Raw genomic sequence first — 17,549 nt, 5'->3', positions numbered from 1 at the left:
CACCGGAACCTGGGTTCCGCGCGGAGACCGAACCTGGACGTGCCGTCTGGATCCTGCCTCGACAGTATCCTCGTACCTCGACCGCACTCGAGGTCAAGCGAGGCGCTGACTTGCGGGTGTCTCGGCGGCTAACTCGTCATCAGCAGCGCTGTGACCGCGCCTGCGGTGGCGACCGTCGCGAGCGCGGCGCCGGTCAGGACGAAACGTCGCATGGGTACCCGTACGCCGTGCATGCGGCAGAACTCCAGGCACAGCAGTGTGGCGAGCGAGCCCCACGGCGTGACGATCGGGCCGACATTGGTGCCGATCAGCAACGCGAGGAGCTGATCGCTGTTCTGCGCGGGGATCACCGCCTCGCCCGCGGTGTAGGCGGGCAAATTGTTCGCGACATTGGACAGACCCGCACCCGCCGCGGCGGCTCGGAACGCGCCGGACGCACCCGAGTCGGTGCCGATCAGAGCATGCATCGAGTCGCCGAGGCCGAATCGGCTCAGGGTGGGCACCACCAGGAACAATCCGACCACGAACACGAGCAGTTGCCACGGGATGAGCGACAGCCGCAACGCGCCGCGATCGAATACGGCGAACGCCGCCAAGGCGATGAGCGCCGCGACCGTCGCCGCGACGCCGATCCGGTCGCCGACGAGGGGGATCGCGACGATGAACAACAGACAGGCCCCGGCTGTCGTGTAGAACAGCGAGCGCTCCCGGAAGTTCACGGCTCGGATCGGCTCGGGCGGCACGTAGCGGTCGGTTCCCCGGCGTCCGCGCCGCCAGTACCACACCCACAGGCACACCGTCGTCGCGGTGATCGAGACCATTTGCGGCGCCAGCATTCTGCTCGCGAATCCGGTCGCGGTCAGTGCCACCCGGTCGGCGGCGAGCAGATTCGTGAGATTGGAGACCGGTAGCAGCAGGCTCGCGGTGTTCGCCAGCCACAGGGTGGTCATGGCCAGCGGCAGTGGTGGGATCCGAGCGGGCGCGGCGAGTGCCAGCATGACCGGGGCGATGAGCACGGCTGTGGTGTCGAGGTTCAGCAGCACCGTGGTGGCGGAGGCGAACAGCACGCACAGGCCGAACAGCGCCGGGTAATGGCCGCGACCGAGGATCGCGAGGCGATGGGCGATGGCGTCGAAGACCTTCGCCTGCCGGGTGAGCTCGGCCAGCACGATCACGCTTGCGAGAAACAGCAGCAACGGGCCGATGCGGCGCATGTTCGCGGCGGCCTCGTCGCGGGGCAGGAGCCCGGTGAGCACGCACAGCAGACCGACCGCCAGCAGGGCGAGCCGGACCCGGTCCAGGACGCTGAGCCGCCGCTCGGAGGTGGTCGCGGGCGGGTTTCGTGCGGAGGAATCGACCAGTTCGGGCACGAGTGCCATCATCGCAGCCCTTTGTTCGCGTCCCTTCCCGGCCGGGATGGGGCAGGGCAGTTCTCGCTTACCCATTGAACGTGCCGTTATTCGATGGTACGTTATGCGGGTCACACAGGTCGGACGTCGGTTCCGGCACAACCGGCCCCATTGTTCGGGTGGAAAACGTTGTGTCCGAGGCAATCTCGGTGTTCGTCCGCCGTCGAGCCAAGGATGTATTGCCCATGAGCCTCGTCATCGGACTGGTATTTCTGTTCATCCTGGTCGGAGGCAGCCTACGGTCGGCCGAAGCCGGCTGTCAGAACACGTTGATGAACCACATGAAGAACATGTGGCTCTGCGCCGTGATCTCGTATGCCGTTGCGCTGACCGGCTTTTCGATCTTCCTGGCCCTGTCGTCGAAGACGCCGTGGCCGACGCTCGACGACGTTCGGAACATGCCGTGGTGGGCGCCGTTCGGCGGCCTGCTCGGCGGCGCGGCGGTGATGGGGATGATCGCGGTCGCCCGGCATGTCGGCGTGGCGACCTTCAGCGCGCTGGTGATCGTCGGCGAGATGGTGGTCGCCGTGATCATGGATCACTTCGGACTCATGGGATTCGAAGAACGATCCGCCAGCGTTCCGCGTCTGGTGGCCTGCGGGCTGATCACGCTCGCGATCTACCTGATGGCCGATGAGCCCGCGGGCGACGAGCCCAGGGTCAGCGTCACCTGACAGCAGTACGCCCACCGCTGCCGGTTTCAGCCATCCCACTCTTCGCACCCTCCCGAGGATTCTCGATGACGGTTCAGACCGCCGAAAAGCCCCGTGCCGCGCTGCCCCGCGTCACGATGGCACTCATCTTCGCGTTCATCCTGGTCGGCGGCGCGCTGCGCTCCGTAGAAGCCGGTTGCCAGAACTCGCTGAAGCTCGCATTGAAGAACGTCTGGCTGTGTGGCGTGATCTCCTACGCCGTCGCATTCACCGGCTTCGCGATCTTCCTCACGGTGGCGCTGCTGGTTTCCAGGAACCGGCCGTGGCCGACGAAGGCCGACATCCGGAGTATGCCCCGCTGGGCGCCCTTCGGTGGCCTGCTCGGCGGGGCCGCGATCCTGGCGATGATCTCCGTGGCCTCCGATGTGGGCGCGGGTACGTTCAACGCCCTCATCATCGCGGGACAGATGTTCGGTGCTCTCACGATCGACCACTTCGGGCTGATGGGATTCCCGCGGCGCACGGTGAGCTCCAAACGCGTCGTCGCCTGCGTCATGATCATCGCCGGGATCTATCTCATGGCGACCTACTGAACATCCGCGCGGACCTGGTCGACAGCGATGTTCTGAGAGACAGATAGGGTAGCTATCGCAATGTTGCCTCGCTGAGGGAAGTAGGAGACATGGCCGCGAACGAGCTGACCGTGACGGGCATCCGTACCGCGCAGGAGGCGTGGGCGCTGTTCGACCGACTCCCCGTGGCGCGGGTCGAGGACATCACGACCGGGCGCTGGCGAGGCGAGGAACTGAACACCGGTCATCCGATGGATGGTGTGCTGGTGGCTTCCGGCTGGTACGGCAAGCAGTTCGACGGCCCCGACAGCGTCCATCCGCTGTTGTTCACCTCGGGCGGCGCGGTGTTCGCCGTCGATCCGCGCCGCGTCCCGGTCGCGTTGGCCGGGCGGGTACCGCTGCCCGGTGTGCGCGCCCTGCGCAAGTTGCTGCCGATCCTGCGTCCCGCGCTGCGCACGCGCAAGCACACCGCGCGTCTGCGTGAGGTCGAATACCGCGGTGTGACAAGTGCCGCGATGGTCTACGACCACCTGCCGATCATCGATCATTTCCGGCGCGCCGACGAGCACACCCTGCTCGGTGTGATGGATTTGCGCGGTATGGCCGAACCGTATTTCTTCGTGCTGCATCGGGATATCGGCTGAGCCGGTCGGCCGTCGCCGATCCGGGTCCGGCGCCGCGCCCGCCACACTAGGATTTGCGCGAACAGGCGACACCTTGCGGCGATGTGGTGACCGAGGGAGACACAGTCGATGGAGCGCACGACATGCCTGGTGGTTGGTGGGGGACCGGCCGGAATGATCCTCGGGCTGCTGCTCGCCAGGGCCGGGGTCGAGGTCACGGTGCTGGAGAAGCACAAGGACTTCCTCCGTGACTTCCGCGGCGATACCGTGCATCCCACCACCCTCGATCTGCTCGACGAACTGGGTCTCGGCGCGGAGTTCGCGAAACTGCCCGCGCGCAAGGTGGATCGAGTGCAACTGCCGATCGCGGGCGGCCTGCAGACGCTCGCCACGCTTACGCATCTGCCGGGCAGGCACAAGTACATCGCCATGGTGCCGCAGTGGGATCTGCTGGATCTGCTCGCGCGTGCCGCGGCCGACGAGCCCACCTTCCGGCTGCGGCTGAACACCGAGGCCACCGACCTGGTCTGGATCGACGGCCGGGTAGGTGGCGTCGCCTACCGAACCGTCGACGGCGCCACCGGCGCGATCGAAGCCGACCTCACGGTGGCCTGCGACGGACGCGGCTCACTGCTGCGGTCGGCCGCGGGACTGCCGATCCGCACGTGGTCGACACCCATGGACGTCTGGTGGTTCCGCCTGCCGCGCACCGAGATCGATCCCGCGGGCGCGCTGCCGATCGTCAGCGCCCGGCGGGTGGCGGTGCTGCTCGATCGCGGCGACTACTGGCAGTGCGCGACGTTGATCGCCAAGGGCGCCGACGAATCCGCCCGCCGCGGGCCGGTGCGGGACGTCATGCGGAGTCTGGCCGAGGCCGCTCCCTGGCTCTACGACCGGATCGACGCCTTGACCAGCTGGGACGAGGTCAAGTTGCTGGAGGTGAAACTCGACCGGCTGACCAAGTGGTACACGAACGGCCTGCTGTGCCTGGGCGACGCCGCCCATGCCATGTCCCCCGCCGGCGGTGTCGGGATCAACCTGGCCGTGCAGGACGCCGTAGCCGCGGCCAGGATCCTTGCTCCGCCGCTGCTCTCGGGGACGCTCGGCACCAGGGAGTTGGCGAAGGTGCAGCGACGGCGCCGATTCCCGACTGTGGTGACACAGGGAATGCAGCGACTTCTGCACACCGTAGCGATCGCGCCCGCCCTCGACGGACGAGTCGACATCGCGAGTTCCCCGCGCGCACCGCTGCCGGTCCGTATTCTGCGGCGCATGCCCGTGATTCGCAGCGTGCCGACCTTCTTGATCGCTCGCGGTGTCTTGCCCGAGCACGCCCCGCATTTCGCGCGGCGGTAGCGCTCAGGCCGGCAGGTCGGGGGAGGACGTAGGCGCGGTGGCGATCCAACCCGCGACGACCGCCAGACCCGTCGGGCGGTGCACGGCGAGGAAACCGAAGGGCCGGTCGAAGACCACCGAGACGACAGGCGCGTAGTCGTGCCGCAGGACGGCCGCTGCCGCGCGCAACGCGAAGGCCGTCACGGCGGCTGCCTCGAAACCTTCGTGGCCGAACCGGGCGAGCGCTTCCTGCGCTCCCTGGCCGACGCACAGTGGGTCCGGGGAGATCGCCGGGAAGTGGCCGTGGGTGCAGTCGGTCGCGGCGGTCAGGCCGAACAAGCCCGGCGCGGTGAGCAGATCGTGGGTGGAGCGGACCTCGAAAGGCGGCAGCTGGACGCGCAGTCGGCCAGTGTTGGGCACCACCGGCTCGGTACGCACGTTCAGGCCCGGTCCCGTCGTGCCGACCGGCAGATCGGAGCGGATCGGCACACTGCTGGACAGCGCGGCCAGGCCCGTTTCGAGCACGGCGCCGGGTGCCCCGGTGCCGAGCAGAAGGTGGACGTCGAGGTCGGCGACGCCTTCGACGACCACGCGGGTGACCGGTTCCGATGCGTCCAGGATCGCGGCGTTCGTCAGGTCGCGGCTCGTGCGGGACAACCCGGGTCCGCGATGTCCCCGCCACGGCCCGTCCTCGGGTGCCAGCGTCCCGGCATCGAAGGGCACCTGCCATTTCGTCTTCGCGACCAGCGCGGTGGCGAGCACCAGCAGCGTCTCGGGATCGACCGTGAGGGGAAAGCGTTCGATCAGCCCATCGGTGTGCCGGGCCGCCCAGCTGTCGAGCTCGGACTGCCCGGCCAGCCGCGCGAGCACACCCTCGGGAAGCGACTGCGACCACGCCTCGTGCAACGGAAGATCGCGGCGCACCCACACTCCGAGTGCGGCCGAAACCGCCTCCGCGCGCTCGAGATCGTCCAGCAGTCGGAGCGCCGCGGCTTGCCCCTCCGCCGCGGGCAAGCCGGTCGCGGTCGTCAGTTCGTCCCGAGCCGGACCGTCCGCGGCGGAAGCGAGCAGGGCGAGCAGCGGCCACACCCCGGCGCCGGACACCACGAAGTCTCGTTCGCCCGCCGCCGCGCACCACCGCGCGGTGAGCGCGTTGGCGGCGCCGACATGGGATTCCACAGAAGTCCGCACGAGCCCACCCTAGCTACGCCGGGGCCGCGCGGCGTTATCCGGACACGGCGGAGCCCGGGCGCAGCACGATCTTGCCCAGTACCGTCCTTTTCTCCAACAGGCGATGCGCGCGGCTCGCCTGCTCCAGCGGCAGCACGGCCTCGACCAGCGGGTCGAGGCCGCCCGCCGCCGCGCGGGCCAGAACGGCGGTGCGCGCCTCGGCGACTCGGTTCAGCCAGTCCGGTCCCGCGCAACCGATGAAGGTGAGCCCGCGCATGAGCAGGTCGCTCGCCGACACCTGCGCGGGTGTTCCGGACAACCATCCGTAGCCCAGCATCCGGCCGCGCAGGGGTGTCAGGAGATCGAGCAGGCCGGCGGCGCTCGCGCCGCCGATCGAATCGAACACCACGTCCACCGTTGCGCCGTCGAGTGTTTCACGCAGCCGGGTGGTCCAGTCCGGATCGTTGTGGTCGATCACCTCGTCGGCTCCCAGTTTGCGAGCGTGGGCGACCTTGTCGGGACCCCCTGCGGTCCCGATGACGCGAGCTGCCCCGAATTCTCTCGCCAATTGGGCCAGCGCGCTGCCGATGCCCGTGGCGGCGGCTTCGATCAGGACGGTTTCGATGCCGGTGAGCGCGGCGGCCTCCAGCAGTGGAATCGCCACCGATCCGTTCATCAGCACCGCCGCGGCGTCCACGAAGGACAGGCCGTCCGGAATGGAAACCACGGAATCCGCGTTGGCGGCGACGAATTCGGCGTAAGCGCCGGAGCCCTGGGTCGACACGACGACCCGGCGTCCGATCAGCGCCGGATCGACTTGCGCGCCGACCTCGGTGACGACCCCTGCGGCTTGGAAACCGAAAACCAGCGGCAGCGGCGCGCCGAGCGGGAACTCGCCGGAGCGCAGCTTGGTCTCGGGGAACAGCACCGGGATCGCCTCGGCGCGGATCACGACCTCGTCCGCGCCCGCCCGTGGCGCCGGGACCTCCGCGGTGACCAGCACGTCCGGGCTGCCCGGCGCCGTCATTACGATTGCCTGCATATGAACTCCATAAGTTGACTGACGGTCCAATTGACTCACCGATGATATGGACCGTCGGTCAACTTGTCTAGAAAGTGGGTGCGATGGGCGACGGACGGCCGAAGGAACGGGCGGACGCGGCGCGCAACCGGCGGGCGATAGTGGACGCCACCTTCGCCCTGTTGGCCGAGCACGGCGCCGAAGCGATCACGATGGACCGCGTCGCGGCCGCCGCGGGAGTGGGCAAGGGCACGATCTTCCATCGCTTCGGCAGCCGTGCGGGGCTGTTGCACGAGATGGTCGCGCAGAGCGCGGTCGCGCTCATGGACGCGGTGACCAGCGGCCCGCCACCCCTCGGCCCCGGTGCGCCCGCCGATGCCCGGCTGATCGCCTACTTCGACGCCATGGCACGGTTGGTGATCACCAATTCCGAGCTGATGGTCGCCTATCGCACCGAGCCGCCGCATCCGCGAACCGCCGAATTCCACGCGTTCTGGGATCACCACATCACAACGTTGCTGCGGGAGGCGCGTCCGGACCTGGACGCCGAAGTGGTCGGGCGGCTGTTGCTCGGCGCGCTGAGCGCCGAATTGGTGCCTGCCATGGTCCGCGCGGGCGAGACGGAACGGTTGCTGGCCGCGGTGCGCGAGCTGGTCGAATCGGTGCTACGCACGCCGTGACGACTCGTGCGGCATCGCGACCGGCGCGTTGGTCTGTCCACGGCTCGACCGCTCGTGGGCGGCATGGGGTTGATCCGCTCGCACCTCGCGCGACGATCAGTCCCGAGACAGAATGGCCTCGAACCGTTCGTCGGCTCGGTCGAGCTGATCGAGGATGTGCTGCCGGACATGCTCGGCCAGCGGGGTGTCCGGCCGGGTCACCAGATCGCGGTACACGTCGGTGAGCGGGCGATACTTGGCGGCGAGTCTCGCCATCGCGGGGCCGGTGGCGTAAAGAATTCCGACGCCGTTGTCGGTGAAATCGGAGAGCTTGATGACGCGGGCCCACGGGTCCCGATCCAGATTCGTCGCGACATGCTCGCGGTACTGCGCCTGCCGGTCCCGAGCCGGATCCGGCTCGGGATTGGTCACCGCGGCCACGAGATCGGCCACTCGCGCACCGAACCGATCGGTGAGCGCGCCCAGTGCGGCGTCGACGGTGGGTCCGGGACGATCGGCGGCCAGCTCGGCGGCGTGGTCCTCGACCGCGTCGTGCAACAGCCCCGCCGCGACCACGTCCGGATCACGGACCTCGTAATGGCTGATGATCCGAATCGACACGCGCAGAAGATGACTGAGATAGGGCTCGCGGCCGTACCGATCGTCGCGATGCAGATCGGCCGCGAGGTCGAGCGCCGCGGCCAAGCGTGGTGTGTCCGGCAACTCGGCGATTTCCAGCAGTAATCGTTCGCGCAGCCCGGCCTCGCCGTAGACCTCGCTGATCGTGTGCAGCGGCATCACGGCCAAGACCCCCGCCCCTGGATTGCTCATGATGCCAGGCTAACCGGAGCGGAGGACACGTGACGGACGACGATCACTTCCGACCTCAACGATGGTTCAGCTCGAAACGGTGCGTGGGAGCTGGGTCAGCGGACGCCGCGTGGACGGTACTGGATGCTGATCCGCGGACCGGTGGGCCTGCGCGTCTTGGGCACGGCGTGCTCCCAGGTGCGCTGGCAAGAGCCGCCCATGACCAGCAGGTCGCCATGTCCGACAACGTATTTGATGCTCGGCCCACCGCCGCGCGGCCGGAGCAGCAGCGCCCTCGGCGCCCCGACCGACACGATCGCGACCATGGTGTCGTGGGTGGCGCCGCGGCCGATGGTGTCGCCGTGCCAGGCGACGCTGTCGTGCCCGTCCCGGTAGTAGCACAGGCCCGCGGTGCGGAACGGTTCGCCGAGTTCGCGCCGATAGTGCTCGCTCAGTGCTGTGCGCGCGTCCCCGAGAGCCGGATCCGGCAGCGGTTCGTGCTCCGCGTAGAACCGCAGCAGCCGGGGCACGTCGACCACGCGGTCGTACATCGGCCTGCGTTCGGCTTTCCACGGCACGCCGTCGACCAGCCGATCGAACAGCGCGTCCGCGCCCGAAAGCCAACCGGGCAGCAGATCCACCCAGGCGCCGTGGTCGAGCACCGTACGTCGCGCGTCGCGCAGCGGCCCGAGCTCGGTCTCACCGAACCCGTCGAGCAGCGATCCCTGTAGCGGTGTGGACATGCGGCCGAGCGTACCGCGGATCGAACATATGTGCTAGCGGTTTTCGGTCATGTTTGTCGAATCCTTCGCCCGCGATCGACTGGGCAACCTCAGCGTGAGGGATGACTCGCCGGTCGGCGAGCTGATCGGACGACGGGAGTCGTCATGACCGGAAGACCGCCGCAAGCCCCCACGGCCGGCGTGGCGATGACCGCGATCGGCGTGGCGGTGATCCGCGCCCGGGAATCGCGGCGGCCCGACCGCCTCTACGACGACCCGTGGGCGCAGCTGTTCGCCGACGCCGCGCGACGCGGATTCGCCGCCGAGCCGGACGGCGAAGCGCGCTGGGCCCGGCTCGAGGCGCTGGCCGAGAAGTTCCACGAGGGCCGCAGCGTTTCCGTGCGACTGGTGGACGACGACGTCCGGGCTGCCGTCGCGGCGGGCTGCCGACAGCTCGTCACCCTCTCGGTGTGTTTCTCGCCGTCCGCCGACAGGGGCCGAGGCCACGCGCTCAGTGGCCCCGCTCACAGCGCGATATGCCTGGTGAAACCGGGGGCCCGGGCGCTGCTACGCTGCTTGCCGTAAGACATCCTTTAACGGACCGTCCGGTGAGGCGGGGAAGGAGGTCGGCATGGCCGTGCCCGAAGAACGGGCCGCCAAGTCCGGCGCTGCCGAGACATCGCAGCGACATACCCCGGAATGGGTGGCGGCGGGACGAGAGCTGTTGTCGGCTTCGGATGTCGGGCGGACCGTCGCGCGCATCGCGCACCAGATCATCGAGAAGACCGCGCTGGACGCGGGTGAGCCGGGCGCGCCACGCGTGGTTCTGATCGGCATCCCCACCCGGGGCACCACCCTGGCCGCGCGGCTCACCGGCAAGATCGAGGAATTCTCCGGCGTCCGCCCGGCTCTGGGCTCGCTCGACATCACCCTCTACCGGGACGATCTGCGCAGCCGCCCGCACCGGCCGCTGGAGCGCACCTCCGTTCCGGAAGGCGGTATCGAGGACGCGCTCGTGGTACTGGTCGACGACGTCCTGTTCTCCGGCCGCACCGTCCGCTCCGCGCTCGACGGTCTGCGCGACCTCGGCCGCCCGCGCGCGGTGCAGCTGGCGGTGCTCATCGACCGCGGTCACCGAGAACTGCCGATCCGTGCCGATTATGTCGGCAAGAACGTGCCGACCAACCGCTCCGAGGACATCTCGGTACTGCTGACCGAACACGACGGCCGGGACGGCGTCTACCTGCACCAGGAGGAGGCGTGATGAAGCTGCCACACGCCGGCTCGCGGCAGGAGGCAGGCGCGTGAGGCATCTGCTGTCGGTCGCCGCGCTCGATCGCGCCGCCGCGAACGAGCTGCTCGACGAGGCCGAGCGGTTCGAACAGGCCCTGCTCGGCCGCGAGGTGCACAAACTGCCCACGCTGCGCGGGCGCACCGTGATGACGGTCTTCTACGAGAACTCGACCCGGACCCGGGTCTCGTTCGAGGTCGCGGGCAAGTGGATGAGCGCGGACGTGATCAACGTGAGCGCGAGCAGCTCCTCGGTCGCCAAGGGCGAGTCGCTGCGCGACACCGCGCTGACCCTGCACGCCGCGGGAGCCGACGCGCTGATCGTCCGGCATCCGGCTTCCGGCGCCGCGCACCAGATCGCGCGCTGGATGGACGAGTGGGCGGTCTCGTCGGGGCGCGGCTCCGGCCCGGCGGTCGTCAACGCGGGCGACGGAACGCACGAACACCCGACCCAGGCGTTGCTGGACGCGCTGACCCTCCGGCAGCGGCTCGGCGACATCGAGGGCAAGCGGGTGGTCATCGTCGGTGACATCCTGCACAGCCGGGTCGCGCGATCGAACGTCTTCCTGCTGGCCACACTCGGCGCGGAGGTCGTGCTGGTCGCTCCGCGCACGCTGCTTCCGGTCGGCGTGGAGAGCTGGCCCGCCCGCGTCTCACACCACTTGGACGCCGAGCTCATCGGCGCCGACGCCGTGCTGATGTTGCGGGTGCAGGCCGAGCGGATGAACGGCGGGTTCTTCCCGTCGGCCCGCGAGTACTCGATCACCTACGGACTCTCCGAACGCAGGCTGGCCCTGCTGGAAGACCACGCGGTCGTGCTGCACCCCGGCCCGATGCTGCGCGGCATGGAAATCGCGTCCTCCGTGGCGGACTCGCCGAAAGCCGCTGTGCTGCAACAGGTCACCAACGGGGTGCACGTGCGGATGGCGGTGCTGTTCCGCCTGCTCGTCGGAACCCAGGAGGCAGTGGCATGAGTGGAGGGAACGACGCCATCGTTCTGATCAAGGGCGCGCTGCTGTACGGCGAAGGCGAGCCGGTCGACGTGCTCGTCGCCGACGGGGAGATCCGTCAGATCGGCACCGATCTGGGCGTGGTGGACGCCGAAATCATCGACGCGCAGGGCCAGATCCTGCTGCCCGGCTTCGTCGACCTGCACACCCACCTGCGTGAGCCGGGCCGCGAGGACACCGAGACCATCGAGACGGGTTCCGCCGCCGCCGCCCTCGGCGGCTACACCGCGGTGTTCGCGATGGCCAACACCAACCCGGTCGCCGACTCGGTGGTCGTCACCGACCATGTGTGGCGGCGGGGCCGTGAGGTCGGCCTGGTCGACGTGTATCCGGTCGGCGCGGTCACCGTGGGCCTGGAGGGCAAGCAGCTCGCCGAGATGGGGACCATGGCCGCGGGCGTCGGGGCGGTGCGCATGTTCTCCGACGACGGTCACTGTGTCTACGACCCGTTGATCATGCGCAGGGCCCTGGAGTACGCGAACTCGCTCGGGGTGCTGATCGCGCAGCACGCGGAGGAGCCCAGGCTGACCAAGGGCGCCATCGCGCACGAGGGGCCGACCGCGGCCCGGCTGGGGCTGGCCGGCTGGCCGCGCGCGGCCGAGGAGTCGATCGTGGCGCGCGACGCCTTGCTGGCGCGCGACGCGGGCGCCCGCGTGCACATCTGCCACGCTTCCACCGAGGGCACCGTGGAACTGGTGAGGTGGGCCAAGTCCCAGGGTATTTCGATCACCGCCGAAGTCACCCCGCACCACCTGCTGCTGGACGACTCCCGGTTGGAGACCTACGACGCCGTCAACAAGGTCAACCCGCCGCTGCGCGAGGCGTCCGACGCCGCCGCGCTGCGGGAGGCGCTGGCCGAGGGCATCATCGATTGCGTCGCCACCGACCACGCGCCGCACGCCGAGCAGGACAAGTGCTGCGAGTTCGCCGCGGCTCGGCCCGGCATGCTCGGCTTGGAGACGGCGCTGTCGATCATCGTGCAGACCATGGTCGAGCCCGGGCTGCTGGACTGGCGCGGCGTCGCCCGCGTGATGAGCGAGCGACCGGCCGCGATCGTCGGCTTGGACGAGCACGGCAGACCGCTCGAGGTCGGCGAGCCGGCCAACTTGACGCTGGTCGACCCGAAGGCGAGCTGGACGGTGCGTGGAAAGGACCTGGCCAGCATCTCGAACAACACGCCGTTCGAGGCGATGACCTTCCCGGCCCGGGTGACGGCGACGTTGCTGCGCGGCCGGGTCACCGCCAGGGACGGCAAGGCGCTGGTCGACCGGGCGGAGGCGTAGATGAGCAACCGAGGCGCAGCCGTTCGAGGAGGTTCGTAGTGGAGAGAACACTCTGGGTGGTCGGGCTGCTGATCCTGTTCGCGGCCTGCCTGTGGCTGATGTACCGGGGCTGGCGCAACCGCGCGGCGCGCCAGGCCGAGCGCGTCGGCGCGCTGCCCGCCGTGCCGGCGGAACTGGGTGCGCAGGTATTGGAGCCGACCACCGGCCTGTACTTGGGCAGCACCATCGCGCCGAGCTGGCAGGACCGGATCACCGTCGGCGATCTGGGTTTCCGGGCCACCGCGGAACTCACGCGGTTCGAAAAGGGGATTCTGCTCGAACGCGACGGCGCGACGGTGATCTGGATTCCGGACGAATCCATCACCGCGGTGCGCACCGAACGTGGGCACGCGGGCAAAGTGATGACAGAAGATGGTGTGCTGGTCATTCGCTGGAAGCTGCCGACGGGAACCGAGATCGATACGGGTTTCCGCGGCGACGACAAGTCGGTCTACCCGGCTTGGCGCAGGCTTCCGGCGGCGGATCAGAGCGGGACGATGACGGGAGATGACGAGGGATGACAGGAGAAGCAGCACTCGTGCTGGAGGACGGCCGGGTGTTCCGCGGCCAGGCCTACGGCGCCGTGGGCCAGACGCTCGGTGAGGCGGTGTTCTGCACCGCGATGACCGGGTACCAGGAGACCCTCACCGACCCGTCCTACCACCGCCAGATCGTGGTGGCCGCCGCGCCGCAGATCGGCAACACCGGCTGGAACGACGAGGACGACGAGTCCACGAAGATCTGGGTCGCCGGGTACGCGGTGCGCGACCCGGCGCGGCGCGCCTCCAACTGGCGCGCCACCAGGACGCTGCCGGACGAGCTGGAACGTCAGCGGATCGTCGGCATCGCGGGCATCGACACCCGCGCGCTGGTACGTCATCTGCGCACCCGCGGTTCGATGAAGGCGGGCATCTTCTCCGGCGACGCGCTGGCCGCCGCGGAGGAGTTGGTGGACCGAGTGAACGGTCAGCCGTCCATGCTGGGCGCCGACCTCGCCGGCGAGGTGACCACCGACGCGCTCTACACGATCGAGCCGGAGGGCGACCATCGCCGCACGGTCGTCGCCGTCGATCTCGGGATCAAGACCAACACCCCGCGCATGTTCGCGCAGCGCGGCATGCGGGTGCACGTGGTGTCCTCGAACACCACGCTGGACCAGATCCTCGAACTGAAGCCCGACGGGGTCTTCCTGTCCAACGGTCCCGGCGACCCGGCCACCGCCGACGCGGCGGTCGAGTTGACCCGTGGCGTGCTGGGCGAGGGCCTGCCGCTGTTCGGTATCTGCTTCGGCAACCAGATCCTCGGCCGCGCGCTCGGCCGGGGCACCTACAAGATGAAGTTCGGCCACCGCGGCATCAACATCCCGGTGGTGGAGCACGAGACCGGCCGGATCTCGATCACCGCGCAGAACCACGGGTTCGCGCTGGAGGGCGAGCGGGGCGAGCGGTTCGACACCCCCTTCGGCACGGCCGAGGTGAGTCACGTCTGCGCCAACGACGGCACGGTCGAGGGCGTCCGGCTGGTCGACGGCCGCGCCTTCTCCGTGCAATACCACCCGGAAGCCGCCGCCGGACCCCACGACGCCGCGTACCTGTTCGACCGTTTCGCCGGTCTCATGGAAGGAGCCTGATGCCTCGCCGCGAGGATCTCGAGCACATCCTGGTGATCGGTTCTGGCCCGATCGTCATCGGCCAGGCGTGCGAATTCGACTACTCCGGCACGCAGGCGTGCCGGGTGCTGCGGGCCGAGGGCCTGCGGGTGTCGCTGGTCAACTCGAACCCGGCGACGATCATGACCGATCCGGAGTTCGCCGACTCCACCTACGTGGAGCCGATCACGCCGGAGTTCGTGGAGAAGGTGATCGAGAAGGAGCGTCCGGACGCCATCCTGGCCACCCTCGGCGGCCAGACCGCGCTGAACACCGCGGTCGCGCTGCACGAGCGCGGAGTGCTGGCGAAGTACGGCGTGGAACTCATCGGCGCCGACTTCGACGCCATCCAGCGCGGTGAGGACCGGCAGAAGTTCAAGGACATCGTGGCCAAGGTGGGCGGCGAGAGCGCCCGCTCCCGGGTCTGCTTCACCATGGACGAGGTCCGCGATACGGTCGCCGAACTCGGCTACCCCGTGGTGGTGCGCCCGTCGTTCACCATGGGCGGCCTCGGTTCCGGCATGGCCTACAACGAGGAAGACCTCGATCGCATCGCGGGCGGCGGCCTGGCCGCCTCGCCCACCGCGAACGTCCTGATCGAGGAGTCCATCCTCGGCTGGAAGGAATACGAGCTGGAGCTGATGCGGGACGGCCGCGACAACGTCGTGGTGGTCTGCTCGATCGAGAACGTCGACCCGATGGGCGTGCACACCGGCGACTCGATGACCGTCGCCCCGGCGATGACGCTCACCGACCGCGAATACCAGAAGTTGCGCGATCTGGGCATCGCCATCCTGCGCGAGGTCGGCGTCGACACCGGCGGCTGCAACATCCAGTTCGCGGTGGACCCGCGCGACGGCCGCCTGATCGTCATCGAGATGAATCCGCGCGTGTCGCGTTCGTCCGCGCTGGCGTCGAAGGCGACCGGCTTCCCGATCGCGAAGATCGCCGCCAAGCTGGCCATCGGTTACACGCTCGACGAGATCGTCAACGACATCACCAAGGAAACCCCGGCCTGCTTCGAGCCGACCCTCGACTACGTGGTCGTCAAGGCCCCGCGGTTCGCGTTCGAGAAGTTCCCCGGCGCCGACGGCACGCTGACCACCACCATGAAGTCCGTCGGCGAGGCCATGTCCCTCGGCCGCAACTTCTCCGAGGCGCTCGGCAAGGTGCTGCGTTCGCTGGAGACCAAAGCCGCGGGCTTCTGGACCCAGGACGACAGCGCGTGGACCGACGTCGAAGCGATCCTCGAAGACCTGCGCACGCCCACCGAAGGGCGCATCTACCAGGTCGAGCGGGCGCTGCGGCTGGGCGCCAGCATCGAGGACGTCGCCGCCGCCTCCGGCATCGACCCGTGGTTCGTCGCGGAGGTGGCCGGTCTGGTCGAGCTGCGCCAGGAGATCCTCGACGCGCCCGTGCTGGACGAACCGCTGTTGCGGCGGGCCAAGCACTACGGCCTGTCCGATCGTCAGCTGGCCGCGCTGCGACCCGAACTGGCGGGGGAGAGCGGTGTGCGCGCCCTGCGCCACCGGCTTGGGGTCCGCCCGGTCTTCAAGACGGTCGACACCTGCGCCGCCGAGTTCGAGGCCAAGACCCCGTACCACTACTCGGCCTACGAACTCGATCCCGCGGCCGAGTCCGAGGTGGCGCCGCAGCCCGACCGCGAGAAGGTGATCATCCTCGGGTCCGGGCCGAACCGCATCGGCCAGGGCATCGAGTTCGACTACTCGTGTGTGCACGCGGCGCAGACGCTGTCGAAGGCCGGATACGAGACGGTGATGGTCAACTGCAACCCCGAGACCGTCTCCACCGACTACGACACCGCCGATCGCCTCTACTTCGAGCCGCTCACTTTCGAAGACGTGCTCGAGGTCTACCACTCCGAGTGCGAGTCCGGCACCGTCGCCGGTGTCATCGTGCAGCTGGGCGGGCAGACCCCGCTGGGCCTCGCGCAGCGGCTCACCGCCGCGGGCGTGCCGGTGGTCGGGACCAGCGCGGCCGCCATCGACCTGGCCGAAGACCGAGGCGAATTCGGTGACGTGCTGGTCGCGGCCGGTCTGCCCGCGCCGAAGTACGGCACCGCGACCACCTTCGCGCAGGCGCGCAAGATCGCCAACGACATCGGCTACCCGGTGCTGGTGCGTCCCTCGTACGTGCTCGGCGGCCGGGGTATGGAGATCGTCTACGACGAGAACTCCTTGGAGGGCTACATCTCCCGGGCTACCGAGCTGAGCCCGGAGCACCCGGTGCTGGTCGACCGGTTCCTGGAGGACGCGATCGAGATCGACGTCGACGCGCTGTGTGACGGCGAGGAGGTCTACCTCGGCGGCGTGATGGAGCACATCGAGGAGGCGGGCATCCACTCCGGTGACTCCGCCTGCGCGCTGCCCCCGATCACCTTGGGCCGCAGCGATATCGAGGCGGTGCGCCGCTCGACCGTCGCGCTGGCCAAGGGCATCGGCGTCCGCGGCTTGCTCAACGTGCAGTACGCGCTCAAGGACGACGTGCTCTATGTTCTGGAGGCCAATCCGCGCGCGAGCCGGACGGTTCCGTTCGTGTCGAAGGCCACCGCGGTGCCGCTGGCCAAGGCCGCCGCGCGGATCATGCTGGGCGCCACCATCGCCGAACTCCGCAAGGAGGGCATGCTGCCGAGCGAGGGCGACGGCGGGCACGTCGCGCTGGACGCTCCGGTCGCGGTCAAGGAGGCCGTGCTGCCGTTCCACCGCTTCCGGCGCGCCGACGGCAGCGGCGTGGATTCGCTGCTCTCGCCGGAGATGAAGTCGACCGGCGAGGTGATGGGCATCGACGCCGATTTCGGCACCGCCTTCGCCAAGAGCCAGACCGCCGCCTACGGCTCGCTGCCGACCGAGGGCACCGTGTTCGTCTCGATCGCCAACCGGGACAAGCGCGCGATGGTCTTCCCGGTGAAGCGCCTGCACGACCTCGGCTTCCGCATCCTCGCCACCGAGGGCACGGCGGAAATGCTGCGCCGCAACGGGATTCCGTGCGAGCAGGTGCGCAAGCACTCCGAGGTGGGGCCGGACGACGAGCCGACGATCGTGGAGCAGATCCGTGACGGCGAGGTCGACATGGTGTTCAACACGCCTTACGGCAACTCCGGCCCTCGCGTGGACGGCTATGAGATCCGCAGCGCGGCGGTCGGGGTGAACATCCCGTGCATCACCACCGTGCAGGGTGCGGCGGCCGCGGTGCAGGGCATCGAGGCCAGCATCAACGGTGGCATCGGCGTGCGGTCACTGCAGGAACTGCACTCGGTGCTGCGTGGGTGAGCCGCGACCGGACGG

At 69.2% G+C, this 17,549-nt stretch carries 17 protein-coding genes; 12 read left to right on the top strand and 5 right to left on the bottom strand.

All coding sequences use genetic code 11. The features are described 5' to 3' along the window. Positions 1-128 precede the first annotated feature (128 nt). Positions 129-1,379: an SLC13 family permease gene (locus tag ACWEH3_RS21435; protein ID WP_450015822.1), complete on the bottom strand. Its 1,251-nt coding sequence runs from the start codon at positions 1,377-1,379 to the stop codon at positions 129-131. Positions 1,380-1,450: 71 nt separating this feature from the next. Between ACWEH3_RS21435 and ACWEH3_RS21430 the strand changes: the two genes are divergently transcribed. The 4 genes from ACWEH3_RS21430 to ACWEH3_RS21415 all read left to right on the top strand — a co-directional run bounded on the left by ACWEH3_RS21430 (position 1,451) and on the right by ACWEH3_RS21415 (position 4,613). Next, positions 1,451-2,083: a DMT family transporter gene (locus ACWEH3_RS21430; protein ID WP_450015642.1), complete on the top strand. Its 633-nt coding sequence runs from the start codon at positions 1,451-1,453 to the stop codon at positions 2,081-2,083. 65 nt (positions 2,084-2,148) lie between these two features. Beyond that, the gene (locus ACWEH3_RS21425) at positions 2,149-2,655 is read left to right on the top strand and encodes a DMT family transporter (protein WP_356961700.1); all 507 of its coding nucleotides are present in this window, start codon (positions 2,149-2,151) and stop codon (positions 2,653-2,655) included. Between the two features lie 89 nt (positions 2,656-2,744). Further along, positions 2,745-3,278 carry a DUF4334 domain-containing protein gene (locus ACWEH3_RS21420; RefSeq protein WP_450015645.1) on the top strand — a complete coding sequence of 178 codons (534 nt, stop codon included), beginning with the start codon at positions 2,745-2,747 and terminating at the stop codon, positions 3,276-3,278. Positions 3,279-3,386: 108 nt separating this feature from the next. Beyond that, the gene (locus tag ACWEH3_RS21415; protein ID WP_450015647.1) at positions 3,387-4,613 is read left to right on the top strand and encodes an FAD-dependent oxidoreductase; all 1,227 of its coding nucleotides are present in this window, start codon (positions 3,387-3,389) and stop codon (positions 4,611-4,613) included. A 3-nt stretch (positions 4,614-4,616) separates the two neighbouring features. Here ACWEH3_RS21415 and ACWEH3_RS21410 read toward each other — a convergent pair whose 3' ends face one another. Then, positions 4,617-5,783 carry a serpin family protein gene (locus ACWEH3_RS21410; RefSeq protein ID WP_450015649.1) on the bottom strand — a complete coding sequence of 389 codons (1,167 nt, stop codon included), beginning with the start codon at positions 5,781-5,783 and terminating at the stop codon, positions 4,617-4,619. Between the two features lie 34 nt (positions 5,784-5,817). Further along, positions 5,818-6,804: a quinone oxidoreductase family protein gene (locus ACWEH3_RS21405; RefSeq protein ID WP_450015651.1), complete on the bottom strand. Its 987-nt coding sequence runs from the start codon at positions 6,802-6,804 to the stop codon at positions 5,818-5,820. An 83-nt stretch (positions 6,805-6,887) separates the two neighbouring features. Between ACWEH3_RS21405 and ACWEH3_RS21400 the strand changes: the two genes are divergently transcribed. After that, on the top strand, positions 6,888-7,463 hold the full coding sequence (locus tag ACWEH3_RS21400; protein ID WP_450015653.1) for a TetR/AcrR family transcriptional regulator: 576 nt from the start codon (positions 6,888-6,890) through the stop codon (positions 7,461-7,463). A 96-nt stretch (positions 7,464-7,559) separates the two neighbouring features. Here ACWEH3_RS21400 and ACWEH3_RS21395 read toward each other — a convergent pair whose 3' ends face one another. Further along, complete coding sequence (locus ACWEH3_RS21395) at positions 7,560-8,273, bottom strand: HD domain-containing protein (protein ID WP_450015655.1); 714 nt, start codon at positions 8,271-8,273, stop codon at positions 7,560-7,562. A 95-nt stretch (positions 8,274-8,368) separates the two neighbouring features. Next, positions 8,369-8,995 (bottom strand): alpha-ketoglutarate-dependent dioxygenase AlkB, encoded by a 627-nt coding sequence (locus tag ACWEH3_RS21390; protein ID WP_450015657.1) that lies wholly within the window; start codon positions 8,993-8,995, stop codon positions 8,369-8,371. A 144-nt stretch (positions 8,996-9,139) separates the two neighbouring features. Between ACWEH3_RS21390 and ACWEH3_RS21385 the strand changes: the two genes are divergently transcribed. From ACWEH3_RS21385 to carB, 7 genes are read left to right on the top strand one after another with little or no spacing between them, the layout of a single operon-like run. Then, positions 9,140-9,559 carry a class I SAM-dependent methyltransferase gene (locus ACWEH3_RS21385; RefSeq protein ID WP_450015659.1) on the top strand — a complete coding sequence of 140 codons (420 nt, stop codon included), beginning with the start codon at positions 9,140-9,142 and terminating at the stop codon, positions 9,557-9,559. A gap of 46 nt (positions 9,560-9,605) precedes the next feature. After that, positions 9,606-10,238 carry a bifunctional pyr operon transcriptional regulator/uracil phosphoribosyltransferase PyrR gene (gene pyrR / locus ACWEH3_RS21380; RefSeq protein WP_379250969.1) on the top strand — a complete coding sequence of 211 codons (633 nt, stop codon included), beginning with the start codon at positions 9,606-9,608 and terminating at the stop codon, positions 10,236-10,238. A gap of 40 nt (positions 10,239-10,278) precedes the next feature. Beyond that, a complete protein-coding gene (locus ACWEH3_RS21375; RefSeq protein WP_397076811.1) occupies positions 10,279-11,238 on the top strand; it encodes an aspartate carbamoyltransferase catalytic subunit in 960 nt (319 codons plus the stop codon). Continuing rightward, positions 11,235-12,557 carry a dihydroorotase gene (locus tag ACWEH3_RS21370; RefSeq protein ID WP_450015663.1) on the top strand — a complete coding sequence of 441 codons (1,323 nt, stop codon included), beginning with the start codon at positions 11,235-11,237 and terminating at the stop codon, positions 12,555-12,557. The genes ACWEH3_RS21375 and ACWEH3_RS21370 overlap by 4 nt, the downstream gene beginning before the upstream one ends. Before the next feature lie 38 nt (positions 12,558-12,595). Continuing rightward, a complete protein-coding gene (locus tag ACWEH3_RS21365; RefSeq protein ID WP_450015665.1) occupies positions 12,596-13,117 on the top strand; it encodes a PH-like domain-containing protein in 522 nt (173 codons plus the stop codon). After that, positions 13,114-14,226, top strand: a complete 1,113-nt coding sequence (gene carA / locus ACWEH3_RS21360; protein ID WP_450015667.1) for a glutamine-hydrolyzing carbamoyl-phosphate synthase small subunit — start codon at positions 13,114-13,116, stop codon at positions 14,224-14,226. Before ACWEH3_RS21365 ends, carA begins: the two co-directional genes overlap by 4 nt. Then, positions 14,226-17,534: a carbamoyl-phosphate synthase large subunit gene (gene carB, locus ACWEH3_RS21355; protein WP_450015669.1), complete on the top strand. Its 3,309-nt coding sequence runs from the start codon at positions 14,226-14,228 to the stop codon at positions 17,532-17,534. Before carA ends, carB begins: the two co-directional genes overlap by 1 nt. Positions 17,535-17,549: the final 15 nt, after the last annotated feature.

The organism is Nocardia sp. NPDC004718 (assembly GCF_053601535.1).
Note: the sequence above shows the minus strand (reverse complement) of the source record. Positions and strands in the feature narration are given on the sequence as shown.

Bases quoted from the DNA above. Each gene is read 5' to 3' on its own strand.
- carB (WP_450015669.1), top strand. From the start codon at position 14,226: ATGCCTCGCCGCGAGGATCTCGAGCACATCCTGGTGATCGGTTCTGGC.
- carA (WP_450015667.1), top strand. From the start codon at position 13,114: ATGACAGGAGAAGCAGCACTCGTGCTGGAGGACGGCCGGGTGTTCCGC.
- ACWEH3_RS21425 (WP_356961700.1), top strand. From the start codon at position 2,149: ATGACGGTTCAGACCGCCGAAAAGCCCCGTGCCGCGCTGCCCCGCGTC.
- ACWEH3_RS21435 (WP_450015822.1), bottom strand. From the start codon at position 1,379: ATGGCACTCGTGCCCGAACTGGTCGATTCCTCCGCACGAAACCCGCCC.
- pyrR (WP_379250969.1), top strand. From the start codon at position 9,606: ATGGCCGTGCCCGAAGAACGGGCCGCCAAGTCCGGCGCTGCCGAGACA.
- ACWEH3_RS21420 (WP_450015645.1), top strand. From the start codon at position 2,745: ATGGCCGCGAACGAGCTGACCGTGACGGGCATCCGTACCGCGCAGGAG.
- ACWEH3_RS21395 (WP_450015655.1), bottom strand. From the start codon at position 8,273: ATGAGCAATCCAGGGGCGGGGGTCTTGGCCGTGATGCCGCTGCACACG.
- ACWEH3_RS21400 (WP_450015653.1), top strand. From the start codon at position 6,888: ATGGGCGACGGACGGCCGAAGGAACGGGCGGACGCGGCGCGCAACCGG.
- ACWEH3_RS21385 (WP_450015659.1), top strand. From the start codon at position 9,140: ATGACCGGAAGACCGCCGCAAGCCCCCACGGCCGGCGTGGCGATGACC.
- ACWEH3_RS21415 (WP_450015647.1), top strand. From the start codon at position 3,387: ATGGAGCGCACGACATGCCTGGTGGTTGGTGGGGGACCGGCCGGAATG.
- ACWEH3_RS21370 (WP_450015663.1), top strand. From the start codon at position 11,235: ATGAGTGGAGGGAACGACGCCATCGTTCTGATCAAGGGCGCGCTGCTG.
- ACWEH3_RS21390 (WP_450015657.1), bottom strand. From the start codon at position 8,995: ATGTCCACACCGCTACAGGGATCGCTGCTCGACGGGTTCGGTGAGACC.
- ACWEH3_RS21405 (WP_450015651.1), bottom strand. From the start codon at position 6,804: ATGCAGGCAATCGTAATGACGGCGCCGGGCAGCCCGGACGTGCTGGTC.